11 protein-coding genes, 1 tRNA gene and 3 pseudogenes are annotated in these 14,859 nt (G+C 47.5%); 10 read left to right on the top strand and 5 right to left on the bottom strand.

From position 1 onward, the window contains the following. Positions 1–4 precede the first annotated feature (4 nt). Both ZMOB_RS07765 and folK read right to left on the bottom strand, forming a co-directional pair. Positions 5–80, bottom strand: a tRNA-Lys gene (locus tag ZMOB_RS07765). Between the two features lie 99 nt (positions 81–179). Further along, a complete protein-coding gene (gene folK / locus ZMOB_RS07760; RefSeq protein ID WP_011241396.1) occupies positions 180–731 on the bottom strand; it encodes a 2-amino-4-hydroxy-6-hydroxymethyldihydropteridine diphosphokinase in 552 nt (183 codons plus the stop codon). A gap of 172 nt (positions 732–903) precedes the next feature. On the opposite strand from folK, the gene ZMOB_RS07755 reads away from it, so the two are divergent. The 5 genes and pseudogenes from ZMOB_RS07755 to ZMOB_RS07730 all read left to right on the top strand — a co-directional run bounded on the left by ZMOB_RS07755 (position 904) and on the right by ZMOB_RS07730 (position 5,167). After that, positions 904–1,641 carry a uracil-DNA glycosylase gene (locus ZMOB_RS07755; protein ID WP_014501093.1) on the top strand — a complete coding sequence of 246 codons (738 nt, stop codon included), beginning with the start codon at positions 904–906 and terminating at the stop codon, positions 1,639–1,641. 246 nt (positions 1,642–1,887) lie between these two features. Continuing rightward, positions 1,888–2,154 (top strand): annotated as a pseudogene (gnl, locus tag ZMOB_RS07750) (gluconolactonase); the annotation flags it as partial. Positions 2,155–2,228: 74 nt separating this feature from the next. Beyond that, positions 2,229–3,007, top strand: a pseudogene (locus ZMOB_RS10585) (IS5 family transposase). Continuing rightward, positions 3,006–3,809: pseudogene (gene gnl / locus ZMOB_RS07735) on the top strand (gluconolactonase); the annotation flags it as partial. The pseudogenes ZMOB_RS10585 and gnl (ZMOB_RS07735), both read left to right, overlap by 2 nt. Positions 3,810–4,030: 221 nt before the next feature. Continuing rightward, positions 4,031–5,167: a serine hydrolase domain-containing protein gene (locus ZMOB_RS07730; protein WP_014501092.1), complete on the top strand. Its 1,137-nt coding sequence runs from the start codon at positions 4,031–4,033 to the stop codon at positions 5,165–5,167. A gap of 94 nt (positions 5,168–5,261) precedes the next feature. On the opposite strand, the gene ptsP is transcribed toward ZMOB_RS07730, so the two are convergent. Genes ptsP through ZMOB_RS07715 form a run of 3 tightly spaced genes read right to left on the bottom strand, consistent with a single transcriptional unit; the run spans position 5,262 to position 9,914 of the window. Continuing rightward, positions 5,262–7,550 (bottom strand): phosphoenolpyruvate--protein phosphotransferase, encoded by a 2,289-nt coding sequence (ptsP, locus tag ZMOB_RS07725; RefSeq protein ID WP_014501091.1) that lies wholly within the window; start codon positions 7,548–7,550, stop codon positions 5,262–5,264. A gap of 16 nt (positions 7,551–7,566) precedes the next feature. Then, positions 7,567–8,646 (bottom strand): NAD(P)H-dependent flavin oxidoreductase, encoded by a 1,080-nt coding sequence (locus ZMOB_RS07720; RefSeq protein WP_014501090.1) that lies wholly within the window; start codon positions 8,644–8,646, stop codon positions 7,567–7,569. Further along, positions 8,643–9,914: an aspartate kinase gene (locus ZMOB_RS07715; protein WP_011241402.1), complete on the bottom strand. Its 1,272-nt coding sequence runs from the start codon at positions 9,912–9,914 to the stop codon at positions 8,643–8,645. Before ZMOB_RS07715 ends, ZMOB_RS07720 begins: the two co-directional genes overlap by 4 nt. A 73-nt stretch (positions 9,915–9,987) precedes the next feature. Here ZMOB_RS07715 and ubiG point away from each other — a divergent pair, with 73 nt between their 5' ends. The 5 genes from ubiG to tilS all read left to right on the top strand — a co-directional run bounded on the left by ubiG (position 9,988) and on the right by tilS (position 14,812). Continuing rightward, positions 9,988–10,779, top strand: coding sequence for a bifunctional 2-polyprenyl-6-hydroxyphenol methylase/3-demethylubiquinol 3-O-methyltransferase UbiG (ubiG, locus tag ZMOB_RS07710; RefSeq protein ID WP_011241403.1), 792 nt, complete (start codon positions 9,988–9,990; stop codon positions 10,777–10,779). Positions 10,780–10,932: 153 nt separating this feature from the next. Beyond that, on the top strand, positions 10,933–11,421 hold the full coding sequence (locus ZMOB_RS07705; RefSeq protein ID WP_252507271.1) for a peroxiredoxin family protein: 489 nt from the start codon (positions 10,933–10,935) through the stop codon (positions 11,419–11,421). Positions 11,422–11,607: 186 nt separating this feature from the next. Beyond that, a complete protein-coding gene (locus tag ZMOB_RS07700; RefSeq protein WP_014501088.1) occupies positions 11,608–12,513 on the top strand; it encodes a helix-turn-helix domain-containing protein in 906 nt (301 codons plus the stop codon). A gap of 183 nt (positions 12,514–12,696) precedes the next feature. Further along, positions 12,697–13,767 carry a tol-pal system YbgF family protein gene (locus tag ZMOB_RS07695; protein ID WP_014501087.1) on the top strand — a complete coding sequence of 357 codons (1,071 nt, stop codon included), beginning with the start codon at positions 12,697–12,699 and terminating at the stop codon, positions 13,765–13,767. 55 nt (positions 13,768–13,822) lie between these two features. Continuing rightward, entirely contained in the window at positions 13,823–14,812 is a 990-nt protein-coding gene (tilS, locus tag ZMOB_RS07690) for a tRNA lysidine(34) synthetase TilS (protein WP_011241407.1), read from the top strand. Positions 14,813–14,859 lie beyond the last annotated feature (47 nt).

Below are 14,859 nucleotides of genomic sequence, written 5' to 3'. Positions count from 1 at the left end.
GAGGTGGTGGGTCCGCCGGGATTCGAACCCGGGACCTCTCGATTAAAAGTCGCTTGCTCTACCAACTGAGCTACGGACCCAACCTAAAGTCATGATTTTAAATATCGGAGGATATCTAAAATGACTTGTTTTGAAAGACAGAAGATTAACTCCCCGTCTGGGAGTGGTTCCCTAGGGGGTTATTGCTTGGAGGTCAAGTACTTATAGCGAAAATATAGCTGTTTTACCGTAAAAAATCCATTTTTTTGAAAAACAGGCCAATTTCCGGCGATCGAAAGCAGAGGCTTCAGTACAAAATCGCGACGACTGATCTCAAGATGGGGAATATGAAGTTTTGGCCATAAAGCCGGTGGTTGTCCTGCAGCCAAGGCAGGCTTGTAGCGAAGGCGGGGTTGTATTTTTCGTGGCCAGCGGCCTTTTTCCCATAAGACAATATCAAGATCGAGCACCCTCGCCCCCCATCTTTGCCCTTTTCGTCTGCCGAAAGCCTGTTCTACTTTTTTACAAAGCGCCAGCAATGCAAGCGGCTGTAAATCTGTTTTAATAATAATCGCGGAATTGGCATAACGCCGTCCACCGGGCCCGACAGCTGAGGTTTCAAAAATCGGAGCGCGAGAATGGATCGCAATCTTTTCTTTTTCCAATGCAGCAATCGCCGCCTCGATGACCGCAGATGGCCGACCATACCGACCATGCCAACGATTAGAGCCTAGTGCGATAGCGTAAAGCATTGATAGAAACCTCGAACAATAAAATTAAATAAAAATAATTATTTATTGAAGATAACTTCAAATAATAAAAAATAAAAATCACTCTATAAAAATATATTCATTAAAAACAGAAAAATTTATTTTAAAGAGTGTTTTTATTTCTAAAAATAGAAATATATTCTATATCACCCTAATGACTAAGCAAAGACAAAGCGCCGATTTTCAGAAGAAATACCCAAATTCAAAAAAGGACAACAAAGAGAATAGCCTTTCCATAGCCCCTCAAGAATCTATGCCGGAGAGGGATTGCCCCCTTTGCCCCCGATTGGCAAGCCTCCGCCATGATTTACAAAAAGAGCATCCTGATTGGTTTAATGCCCCTGTGCCGCCTTTTGGAGATGACGATCCTTGGCTGGCTATCGTTGGCCTTGCCCCCGGTATGAAGGGTGCCAATCGCACGGGGCGACCTTTCACCGGCGATTTTGCAGGTATTCTTCTTTATGAAACACTGCTGAAATATGGATTGGCGACTGGTCATTATCAGGCGGATATCAATGATGGTCTAAAATTAAAGGGGACTGTGGTTTTAAATTCAGTGCGCTGCCTTCCGCCGCAAAACAAACCGACAACGCAAGAGATGGTAACTTGCCGCCCGTTCTTTCTGGGAGCAATGGCGCATTATCCCCATCTGAAAGTTATTCTGGCCTTGGGACATATTGCACATCAGACTATTTTGCGGGCTTTTGGCATCACTTTATCCTCTATGCCTTTTAAGCATGGGGCAGCCTATCAGCTTTCGCCAGAAATCCAGTTAGTCGATAGTTATCACTGTTCGCGCTATAATCAGAACACTCGTCGCCTGACCGAAGATATGTTTCAGGATGTTTTTGCGAAAATAATAGAATGTCGCGGCAATGACGATCAAAAATAAAGAGCCTATCCCTGAATAATAAATTTTGGATGTGATTTTATAAAGGAATCACGACAGAGAAGGCTTTATGACAACGTTTACCATATGGTCAGGTTGGTTATTATTGATAACCTCGACGAACTTTTTTTTCAAACTTATTTTTTGAGACGTTAACTATCGTGATTTTTCTTTAATTTTTTAGAAAAATAACAAGACTTTTTATGACCTTTTTTGAATAAAGATGCGGTTAGTTGCAGGAGTCGTAAAATGACCATTGGTCGTATGTCTCGTCGAGAATGCCTTTCCGCAGCTGTTATGGTGCCTATCGCCGCTATGACAGCAACCGCCACTATTACAGGATCAGCTCAGGCTGCAAAGAATAATATGAACGGATCTACCATCGGTAAGATTACCAAATTTTCACCTCGCCTTGATGCTATTTTAGATGTCTCTACCCCAATTGAGGTCATTGCATCTGATATTCAATGGTCAGAAGGCCCTGTATGGGTCAAAAATGGCAATTTCCTGCTGTTTAGGTTCTGTTGACAAAGGGTATAATTTAAGATTTTTAGAGATAACTTGAGAACAAGTTTTGTAGGGTAGATAGGATGCGAGGAGATCTGACGGACGCGGAGTGGGAGATAATACAGGGTCTTCTTCCAAGCGAACGAGGCCGCTGCGCGCGTCCCGCCAAAAGTAATCGGTTATTTCTCAATGGTATGCTTTATGTGCTTCGAACAGGCTGCCCGTGGCGAGATATGCATGAACGTTATGGGAAATGGAATTCGGTCTATGTTCGGTTTCGTAGGTGGGCAGAACAGGGTGTGTGGGACGCTCTTCTTGAAACTCTCGTTGACCTTGGCCTGACAGATGACTGGCAACATATGATAGATAGTACGATTATTCGCGCCCACAGCCAAGCGGCTGGCGCAAAAGGGGGACGTATAAGGAAGGCTTTGGTCGCAGTCGCGGAGGCTTTACGAGCAAGATCCACGCCCGTTCCGATGGTCAAGGCCGCCCTCTAGCTTTCGCACTAACCGGTGGTGAGGTCTCTGATTATTCTGGCGCTGATAGCTTGATAGATATCCCTGTCACAACACCCCACTGTTTTCTCGCTGATAAAGGATATGATAGCGATAGGTTACGCGAAAAACTGCTTTTTCGAGGCATTCTTCCTGTTATCCCGCCTCGTTCCAATCGAAAAAAGCCTATTCCTTATAATCTCCAGCACTACAAAGATCGTAATCGTATTGAGCGGATGTTTAATAAGCTAAAGCAGTTCAGGCGCATTGCCACACGCTATGACAAAACCAGAAAATCTTTTCTCGCCTTCCTTCATCTCGCGGCCGTAAAATTGTGGTTACCTTCCTTTGTCAACAAAACCTAGTGATCCGCCCGCCAATATTATGCGTAAATGGACGCCTGATGCCGGTGTCAGCATCTTCCTGAAACCTTCAGGTCATGCCGAACCCATTCCGGCCGGTCAGTTCCGTGAACCGGGTTCCAACGGTATGAAAGTTGGCCCTGATGGCAAAATCTGGGTTGCAGACAGTGGCACGCGCGCGATCATGAAAGTGGATCCGGTCACCCGTCAGCGCAGCGTTGTTGTCGATAACTATAAAGGCAAACGCTTTAACAGCCCGAATGACCTCTTCTTCTCGAAGTCAGGCGCTGTTTATTTCACCGATCCGCCCTATGGTCTGACCAATCTTGATGAATCCGACATCAAAGAGATGAACTACAATGGTGTGTTCCGTCTCTCTCCCGATGGTCGTTTAGATTTGATCGAAGCCGGTCTTAGCCGCCCGAATGGTTTGGCTCTGTCCCCTGATGAAACGAAACTTTATGTTTCTAACTCAGACCGCGCCAGCCCGAATATCTGGGTTTATTCCTTGGATAGCAATGGCTTGCCAACCAGCCGGACTTTGCTGCGGAACTTCCGCAAGGAATATTTCGATCAGGGGCTCGCCGGTCTTCCTGATGGTATGAATATCGACAAACAGGGCAATCTTTTTGCTTCTGCTCCTGGCGGTATCTATATTTTTGCACCAGATGGCGAATGCTTGGGTCTTATTTCTGGTAACCCAGGTCAGCCGTTGTCGAACTGCTGCTTTGGTGAAAAAGGCCAGACCTTGTTCATCTCGGCTTCTCACAATGTTGTGCGCGTTCGCACCAAAACCTTTGGATAATTATTGTCTGTCATAAAAATATAAAAAACAGATAATATACAAAATTCAGGCCCGTTTTAAGGGAAGTAATAGAAGAGGATGCCAAAAGGCAAATTCCTGACGGGCCCTGATAAGAGAAAGAACAAAAGAATTCTTTCTTAAGAATACTCTATAATTTGGCTATCTTTCTTTTCTGACCGCTTTATTGTCGGAGGATATTCCAGAGAAGAAAGTAAGCAATCGTGGCCTCGTCTCTTTCCCATAGACTTGACGAAATCATTCAACAAAGCCTTGATAACCAAAGATTGGTGGGTTGTGTTTTGTTGGTCGCCCATAATGGGCAATTGATTTATCAGAAAGCCGCCGGTTGGAAGGATAGAGAAAAACGGCAGGCCATGGCTGTCGATAGTGTTTTTCGTCTCTCTTCAGTCACAAAACCTCTAGTGACAGCAGCGGCGCTTCGATTAGTCGAAGAAGGTCGGATTAGCTTAGATACGCCTATTACCCGATGGCTGCCTTATTTTAAGCCCCAATTTGCCGATGCCCCCGAAACCCCTGTCATTACCCTTCATCACCTTTTAACGCATCAAAGCGGTCTGAATTACGGTTTTTCTTTGCCGGAAGATTCCATCTATCACCATTTGGGAATATCCGATGGCTTAGACTTTTGCCCTGCCCTAACGCTTGAAGAAAATATGCGCCGATTGGCGAAAGCTCCGTTATTCTATTATCCGACAGAAGGATGGGCTTATTCGCTAGGGATGGATGTAGTCGGTGCGATGCTTGAAAAGCTCTGTCAGCGGCCTTTGCCTGAGATTATCGCCGATTATGTTACCCACCCCTTGGGACTACATAGCTGCCATTTCTGGGCAGAGGCAGGTGATCTAGTAGTGCCTTATTATAATACGAAATCCGAACCGCAAAGAATGGGGGATAAAGAAATCTATGGCGGTATTATTTTCTCCCCTCGCCGTGCAACAGAAAAGCAAGCCTATCCCTCTGGCGGTGCAGGAATGGTGGGTAATGCCAAGGATTTACTTCATTTCTTCGAGATATTGAGAACAGGCAAGGAAGGATTTTTAAGCCAAGAGACGATCGACCGTATGTTTACCAACCATATTGATCCCAAAATATCGACTGATAAAGCCGGTTTTGGCTTTGGATATGGCGGATCGCTTGTCGTTGACCCCGATAAGGTTGGAAGTGGTCAGTCGGAAGGCACGATGCAATGGGGCGGCGTATATGGTCATAGATGGTTTATTGACCGCAAACGCGCTATCACCGTGGTCTCGCTTACCAATACTTCTTTTGAAGGGATGAATGGCGCCTTCACCGAGGATTTTACCAAGGCTATTTACGAAAATATCGCAGCAGAGTAAGGCGCAGTTTTGATTAGCCTTGAATCCTGACTTCAAGGCTAAAAGAAAAAATAGATTTTAGATAAAAACAACCGAACATCCTAAGAATAGGATGTTAATTTATAACCACGCCGTGTTTTTTTGCCCATGTTTCAAGCTGGTCACCAATATTGCTGGCACCGCTTGCAACCAATTCCCGAATAAAGGGCGCAAAAGCATCCCGATCCAAAGAGCGGATCATTGCCTTGATAGGCCCTATCGCCACTGGTGTGATAGAAAGCCGTTTTAAACCTAATCCGATGAGCGCCATGGCGGTCAGAGTGCGACCACCCATTTCCCCGCAAATGCCGACCTTACAACCCGCAGCATTGGCCTGATCGATAATCCGTGACAAGAAACGCAGCAAAGCCGGAGAGAGCCAGTCATATCTTTCTGCCAGCTTGGGATAAGCACGATCGGCTGCAAAAAAGAACTGGATCAGATCATTAGTGCCAATCGACAAGAAATCGAGCTTGGGCAACAGAATATCAAGCGTCTCGGCTAAGGAAGGCACCTCTAGCATCGAGCCATAATAAATTCTCTTTGCGCGCGGCTTGTCATGTTTGGCAAGCCAAGCATTTTGCTTTTCAAAGACAGCGCGCGCCTGTTCATATTCCCATGGCTCGGCAATCATCGGGAACATGACATAAAGCGTTTTTCCCGCAGCCCCTTCAATCAATGCCCGTGCCTGAACCTTGAGCAGGGCTTTCTTTTCGAGAGCCAAGCGGATAGCACGCCAGCCTAAAGCCGGATTTTCTTCAACGGTTTCGTCGCTGTTATTGATATAGGGCAGCGTTTTATCGTTACCGATATCGACTGTCCGAAAAATAACAGGGCGATCACCCGCCGCTTCCAAAATATCGCGATAAAGGCGAAGCTGTCTTTCCCGCCTCGGTAAAGTCGAAGAAACCAGAAATTCAAATTCGGTTCTGAAAAGGCCAATTCCGTCAGCGCCTGTAGCCTCCAAGGCGGCGACATCATCCCGCAAACCGGCATTAATCATCAATTCGATGCGATGATTGTCGCGGGTGATAGCCGGTAAATCACGCATAGCTGCAAATTCAGCCCGTCTTTTTCGGCTAAGAGCAAAACGGGTAGCAAAGGCTTCTTCTATTTCAGGCGTTGGACGAATAAAGACCGCCCCTTGATTGCTATCGACAAGCAACAGGTCGCCTTCTCTCACGCCTTGATGAATTTCTTTGACCCGTCCTAGAACCGGAATACCGATAGCTTTGGCGACAATCGTGACATGAGAAGTCAGCGAACCTTCTTCGAGGACAATGCCCTTCAAACGCCGACGATCATATTCCAGCAATTCTGCAGGCCCCATATTGCGGGCAATCAGAATGGCATCATCATGCAAGCCCAATCTGGCAGCGGTGCCTAACTGCCCCGAGACCAGTCTTAACAAACGGTTGGATAAGTCTTCGAGATCGTGAAGGCGGTCAGCCAAAATCGGATCACCGATCTCACGCATCCGCATCCGGTTATGTTGCTGCACACGTTCAATGGCAGCTTCGGCCGTCAGACCGCTATCAATGGCTTCGTCAATGCGCCGCCGCCAGCCTTCATCATAGGCAAACATCCGGTAGGTCGCCAGCACTTCACGATGATCGTTGGAATTACCGAAGAATTCGGCTTCCTGTGCCATATGCTCGATTTGTTCCCGCATACGGGCAAAGGCTGCATTCAGTCTTTGTCTTTCGACTTCAACATCTTCGGCAACGGTAAATTCAATGGTCACACGAGGCTGGTGGAAAACGGCATAACCACGCCCCATACCTTCCACCAATTTTAGGCCGTTATAGCGTAAGGAACCTTGATCTTTGGAACCGCTGCTGGCCAGACTGTTTTCATCAATCAGACCCGCGCTAAAAATAAGTTCAGCCAGCACCATGGCGACCGTCTGAAGGGCTTCGACCTCAATATCAGCAAAGCGGCGCGATTCTGCTGATTGGACAGCCAAAACGCCGACAGCCTGTTCCCGTCTGACAATCGGAACACCGGCAAAGCTATGGAAAAATTCTTCTCCGGTTTCAGGATTATGGACAAAATCAGGATGACTTGTCGCTTCACTTAAATTCAGGATTGCCATGTCGCGGGCAATCGTGCCGACAAGCCCCTGCCCCAGACTAAGGCGGGTGACGTGGACCGCTTCCTGTTTCAAGCCATAGGTTGCGAAAAGTTCGAGAACCCCATCACGCAGCAGATAGATAGAACAGACATCGCTCAATAGGGCTGTGCTGATAATTTGCACCACCTGATCGAGTTTTGACTGAGCATTGGAACGCGAGGCCATAACATCGTGTAAACGGGTTAAAATCTCTCGCGCGGCAATGGTCGCTATCTGCTGGGATGGGGGCATAATTTTATAACAACCGTCAAATTACATTGCGTTTGGCAAGAGCAATCGCGGCTTCCTCAACAAGATTTTCGATAATAACCTGTGCCGGTTCTTCCTGTTTGACCATGCCAACCGATTGACCCGCCATGACCGAACCATTTTCGATATCACCGTCGATCACTGCCCGTCTAAGAGAGCCAGCCCAATAATGTTCAATCATCAACTGGGCATCCGGCAAAGCCAATTCACCATCATCCAAAGCCTTGGCGACTTCCCGCTGTTTAGCGATGAAATTCTCGGTCGTTGCGTTTTTCAAGGCTCTGACCGGAATGACCGGAAGACGGGGATCAATCTGAACCGAAGTAACAGCATCTCTGGCTGCTGCGCGGATAAAGGCTTGCTTGAATTTAGGATGAGCAATGCATTCAGTGGCGCAGACAAAACGCGTTCCCAACTGAACACCAGCAGCCCCCATTTCCAAGAAAGCCGCGATAGATTCGCCCCGTCCGATACCACCCGCCACAAAAATCGGCAGTTTTTCAGCCAAAGCTGGCAGAATTTCCTGTGCCAAGACAGTCGTTGTCACGGGGCCAATATGACCACCGGCCTCCATGCCTTCGATGACCAAAGCATCCACACCTGCCCGAAGCAATTTGCGCCCCAAGATCAAAGCCGGTGCAAAGCAGATGACTTTGGCACCGCCTTTTTTCAGCTTTTCAATCGCGGCAGTGGTCGGTAATCCACCCGCCAGAACCACATGGCTGACTTTCTGATTAAGGCAGACATCAATGAGCTGATCCAGCTCGGGATGCATCGTAATCAGATTTACACCGAAAGACTGCTGTGTAAGCTGCTTTGTCGCTGTGATTTCTTCATCAAGCAGAGCCGGTGACATCGCCCCGCAGGCAAGAACGCCAAAGCCACCCGCATTTGACAAAGCAGAGACGAGGTGGCGTTCGCTTACCCAGCTCATTGCGCCGCCCATAATGGCATAACGACAATTCAGAAATTCTGCCCCACGGGTCATCAGCCGATCGAGCTTTTGATGACCCTGTTCCAGAATTTTGCTGTTCGTTAGATCGGCATCATTATTTTGCTGGCTGGCGCTATGGGTCATGCAATGGCCTCTTCAACCGGCTTGTTATCCGCATCCAAACCATAAGCGGTATGCAGCACGCGGACGGCTAATTCCGTATAGGCATCGTCGATCAGGACGCTGACTTTGATTTCTGAGGTGGTGATCGCCAGAATATTGATGCCGCGTTTTGCAAGCGCATCAAACATGGTAGCCGCCACACCCGGATGGCTGCGCATACCCACGCCAACGATGCTGACTTTGCAGACATTGTCATTTTTGAGTGCCTTTTGGAAACCGATCTTTTCTTTGCCTTTTTCCAAAATATCGAGCACTTGAGAAAGCTGTGCTTTGGGAACCGTGAAGGTTACATCCGTGATATGGCCTTCATAGGCGATCTGCACGATCATATCGACATGGATATTGGCATCGGCCAACAGAGAAAAGATCTGGGCTACGGCACCCGGCTTATCAGGAACCCCGGTTAAGGTTACCTTGGCTTCGGATTTGTCGTAAGCGATACCGGTAATGATCTGACGTTCCATAGTATTTTCTTTTATCTCGTCTTCCGAAACAATCAACGTGCCACCTTCGGGCGATAAATCAGGATCTCCAAAGGAGGAGAGCACCCGAAGTCGGGTTTTTGCCTTCATTGCCAAGCCGACAGATCGCGTTTGAAGCACTTTAGCACCGACGCTAGCGAGTTCCAGCATTTCTTCATAAGTGACGCGGTCAAGACGACGGGCACGAGAAACAATGCGGGGGTCGGTTGTGTAAACGCCGTCAACATCGGTATAGATGTCGCAACGGTCAGCATCCAAAGCCGCAGCCAAGGCCACAGCCGAAGTGTCAGAGCCGCCACGACCAAGCGTGGTAACCCGACCTTCGTCGCTAACCCCTTGGAAACCGGCAACAACCGCGACTTCTTTGGAACTCATGGCTTTAATCAGCCGTTCAGTGTCTATCGATTCAATCCGGCTATTGGCGTAAGCATCGGTGGTGTGAATCGGAATTTGCCAACCGAACCAGCTACGGGCTTTCACACCCATCGACTTTAAGACAATGGCCAAAAGACCACTGGTCACCTGTTCACCGGAAGAGACGACAGCGTCATATTCCGCAGGATCATAAAGGGGAGCCGCTTCACGACAAAAGCCTACCAGACGATCAGTTTCGCCCGACATAGCGGAGACGACGACGGCAACTTCGTTACCGTCTTCTACTTCTTTTTGGACACGACGGGCGACGTTCCGGATTCTTTCCAATCCTGCAACCGACGTGCCACCAAACTTCATTACGATACGGGCCATAAAGAAACGCTCAAAATTATAGCAGAAAACCAGCTTTGCAGACGCAAAGGCGATTTTGTAGGGATGTATTATAATGAAAGCAAGCGCTGCTTCACATTCATTGTCAACGGCAGAGAAGACTTCTGATAAAAAAAATGATCAGACTTCTTCGACAATTGACCATCATCAAGCCCTCCATTTTGGGAAAATGGCAAAGGATTGGTGGAATCCTTTTGGCAGCTCGGCGATGCTGCATCGCATGAATCCGGTGAGATTATCCTATATTCGGCAGGCTATTGACCAATATTTTGTCTCGGCTTTTGGAAACCCCTTCCCTTTAATGGGGAAAAGCGTTCTTGATATTGGCTGCGGTGCCGGGCTTTTGAGCGAACCTTTATGCCGATTAGGCGGTGATGTGACCGGCGTTGATGCGGCCTTTGAAAATATTGCCGTTGCCAAAGCCCATGCCGAAGAACAGCATTTGAATATCCGCTATCTGACCGGAGAGCTGGAGTCGGTCGAAGACACAAATTTCGATCTCATTACCGCTATGGAGGTTTTAGAGCATGTGGCTGAGCCTGAACAATTCATACAGGCAATAGCAGACAAGCTCGACCCGAATGGCCTTTTGATCTTGTCGACTCCGAACCGCACCTTGCTTTCAAAAATGATGATTATCGGGATTGGGGAAACCTTGGGAGGCATTCCGGCCAAAACCCATGATTGGAGCCGATTTTTAAAACCCGAAGAAACGCAAAAGCTGCTGGAAAAAGCGGGTCTTGTGGTGACGGATATAATCGGGATGACTTGGTCACCTTTGCATGGTTTTGCTTTAAGCGATAATAAAGCTGTCGATTATTTAATGACTATTCAGAAGAAGAAATAAGAACGATAATAAATTTATCTTTAAATTAACCTGTCTTTTATCGCTGTGTTTTTAAAACGGCCGCGAATAATATAGAATGTTGTTATGGCTTTTGAAAAAATAAAAAAAAGAGCATCTCATTTAGGCGCGACTATTCTTTGCGGTCTTTTTTTTATGACGCAAGGGGTAGCTGCCCATGCCACGCTTTCTATGGGATTCCATGCCCCTCCCTTCGAGGCATCAGGTATGATGATGGGGCTGCCTTTTCATTTTAGTCTTGATCAGGCTTTGAAAAATACCCCCGTTATTCTCTATTTTTCAGCGGCGGGGTCTGATCTCGGCTGTCGGGAAGATTCCCAGATTTTAGTTAAGTCAGCGCCCAAATTGCGGACGCAGGGGGCTTTTTTAATTGCCTTTTCTCTTAGCGACCAATCGCCTGCTGTTTTAAAAAATTGCCGCGTTCCCTTGCCGATAGCCATAGCTGATCGATCCGTCGCCAAATTATATGCGATTAACTATCCGCTTTCTCCGGCACAGAATACGACTTATGTTATCGCGCCCGATCGACGAATATTATTAACCTATGTGTCGCCTGATCCGGCAAGCCACATGACCAAGGCGATGGAAGCGATACAAAACTGGCAGAAATCAAACCGTCGATAGCCATAATTACCTGCCTTTTTTATTACAAAGAAGCCATATTTTTAACCAGAAACCATGCCTTCATCATGGTTCAGAATATATTTAATTTTTGGTTCATTTAATATTACTTTTCATTTCGCTAGTTTAAGGCCGACTGATAGGTATTCGGTATAAAAATGAACCAAGATTAGGAGATCGGGGAGTTTAATGAAGGGCGAAGACTATAATGACAAAGCGGATAATCAGCAGGCCATTCACCCAAAAGCGGCAGCTGAAAATATCGGGGATATTTTAAAAAAAGCCCGCCATGCCAAAAAAATGACCTTGGAAGAGGTGTCCCGACAAACCCGCATTCCCATTCGCCATTTAAAATCGATTGAAGCTAATTCGACCGAGGGCTTACCCGCTACGACCTATAGTGCTGGTTTTGTCAAATCATATGCCCAGCTATTGGATCTGGATGGTGCCGAAATGGCTGCCCGTTTTCGGGAAACAATGGGCGAAGCAACCCGTCAACAACCAATGATTGAGCCTTACGCTCCCGCTGATCCTACCCGTGTGCCGCCATTACGTCTGATTATCCCCTGTTTGATTGCAGCAGCCGTGATTATCATCGGCGGCATTATTTGGAACCGCCATCATGTCGATGCGTCCCTTTACAGCCAGAATCCGTCCTCCAGTCTTGGCAATATCGATACTGACAGTAATTCGACCTCTGGCAATATAACCGAGGTTAAACAGAGCCAAGCTATCGCTGCCAGCACCGATCTTCCCAGTAAAGTTGTGGTATCAGCGATAAAACCCGTCAAAATACAAATTTATGATGGCAAAGCGGAATCGGTTTTCATTGAAAAAACACTTGAAGCCGGTGAGCATGTTTCTGTGCCAGAGACGCTCAAAAATCCAATGCTTGAAACCCGTCATCCTGAATTATTGACCATTACGGTTGAGAATAAAGCCCTGCCCGCTTCGACCTTACCGAAAAGGCATGTAAAAGATTTCAGCCTTTTGGAAAGTAACCTGTTGATGAAGGCTTCTACTGTTTCAAAGCCGTCTGCGCCGGTTTCAAAAGCGCCGTCTGCGCCGGCGCTTTCCAACAATGATGACCTATAGAAATTATTACGGCAAAGAATACGGATAAGCCCCAGATATTGACCCCGTTTCGGCTTGGTGCTTTTGTTTTCTTCAAGGGTCAGGTGATCTCTTTTTATGGAATGTTCATCACCACTCATCTAAACAGGCTGTGCTTTGCCCATTAGTCCGTTAAGATATTTCCGCAACTAGGCGGTTTTACGCATGGATAGCATGGAATTAAAAATGAAATTACACCGTAAACTGCTTCTTATCTGTTTGTCTTCCAGCTTTATAACCGCTCCGCTTTGGGCGGCCGCCGCAGATAGCCAGAGCCAACAGATTGAACAACTGCAACGGCAAATGCGGGCTGTTCAGCGGAAAATTTTCCCCGATGGTAAAAGCCATGAGATTGTGGCACCGGAAGTGGCTGCCCCTGTGGCCTCTGTTCAACCGCAACAGACAGAAAACACTTCGGTAACCACAGAATTAGGGGCGCGGATAGATTCGCTGGAACAATCCATGACCCAGTTGACGGCACAATCCGAAGAAAACAGCCACCGCCTTCGCCAGATGGAACAGCAATTCGAAAATTTCAAAACTGAAATGCAATCCCGTCTGACCTCACCGGCAGAAGCGGGCGTGACGGGTGACACCGATCCGGTCAATATGGGACAGGCCGCAGCCTCCCCTACTTCTGGGAATGCTAAGGCCGCAAAGCCCCTTCCCCCGAAAGAGACCGCCGCAGAGAAGCCTGCTGTTACAAAAGATACCTCTTCTGACAAGAAAACCGCAGCGGCCGTTGTAGCTGCGGCACCGGCATCAAAAGCAACGCCTGACAAAGCTGCCGCCCCGAAATCTGTTGCCGCCTTGATTAGTGAAAATGCCGAACCGAATAGCGACCCAGCAGAACAGGTTTATTTGGCCGGATATAAATTATGGAATGATAAACGCTATCCCGAGGCGGAAACAGTTTTAAAATCTTTTATTTCCAAATATCCGAGCCATTCTCGCGCTAGCTATGCCCGCAATTTATTAGGCCGTGCCTATCTTGATTCAGGGGAACCGGCACAGGCCGCAGAAACATTTTATTCCAATTATCAATCTATTCCCCAAGGCGCGCGCGCCCCAGATAGCCTGTATTTTTTGGGTCAATCTCTGATGGCTTTAAAACCAGCAAGACCGAAAGATGCGTGTAAGGTGTATGCTGAATTGTTGGATGTCTATGGCAACAAGGTCAACGATTCATTGAAAGACCGCATTGAGAAAGCGCAGACACAGGCCAAATGCCGCTAAGGCTTTCCTTTTTGGGTTAGGGAATAAAACGCTATTTTGATTTCAGGAGTTTCTGGTGAAAGGTGAATTAAGAAGCCTCTTGCTGCCTGAGCTTCGTCTTTTTAACGAAGCCATCAAGGGAATTTTATCTTCGCCTTTATCTGGAAAGCTAGGCATCGCGGTATCTGGCGGCAGCGATAGCCTTGCTCTGTTACTTTTGGGAGCAGTGAGCGATTTTCCGGTTGAGGCGGTCACAGTCGATCATGGTATGCGCCCAGAAGCCGCCGAAGAAGCCCGTTTTGTTGCCCAAATTTGCCAACAAATTGGCGTTCCCCATCAGATATTGACGACCAAGATCGAAGCTAATGGCGAAGGGATGCAAGCGGCTGCCCGTATCCGGCGCTATGCTTTGATGGCAGAATGGGCGAAAGAGAAAAATGTCGGTGCTTTGATGACCGCCCATCATGCCGACGATCAGGCCGAAACTTTTCTGATGCGGGCAGCGAGAGGCAGCGGTCTTAACGGGTTAGCTGCTATCCGGCCTGACGTTGTTATCACGGCAGAAGGGCAAAAATTACGCCTGTTACGGCCATTATTAGGGTTTACCCGATCGGCATTGGCAGAGATTGTTGAAAAGGCCGGTTTTACCTTTGTCAGCGATCCATCCAATGACAATCCGCATTATGACCGCACCCATTTTAGAAGATTGTTAAAAGCCTCGCCTTGGATTAATCGCCAACATATTGCCGAAGCGGCACGCTATTGCCAGCAATCGGAAGAAGCGATTGAATGGATAACCGCCAAAGAAGCCGCCGCCCGTATCCGAAAGAAAGGTGAAGTCCTTTATCTTGATCCGACCGAACTGCCGATCGAAATTCTGCGGCGTTTGGTGTTGCGCGCTATGGAAACAATAACAGGCAATACCGCGCTAAGAGGCTCTGCTTTGTCACGTTTTATCCGCTCTTTACAGCAGGGTAAAAAAGTGATGCTGGCCGATGTCATTGGCCAAGGGGGAGAATATTGGCGTTTTTATAGGGCACCGCCGCGCAAAAAAGCAGTTTTATAACATAAGATTGAAATTTGGGTCATTGTTATCAGCGCAACAACGCTTAT

The sequence above is a fragment of the Zymomonas mobilis subsp. mobilis ATCC 10988 genome (assembly GCF_000175255.2).
Taxonomy (GTDB): domain Bacteria; phylum Pseudomonadota; class Alphaproteobacteria; order Sphingomonadales; family Sphingomonadaceae; genus Zymomonas; species Zymomonas mobilis.
This window is presented reverse-complemented; position numbering and strand designations above follow the sequence as displayed.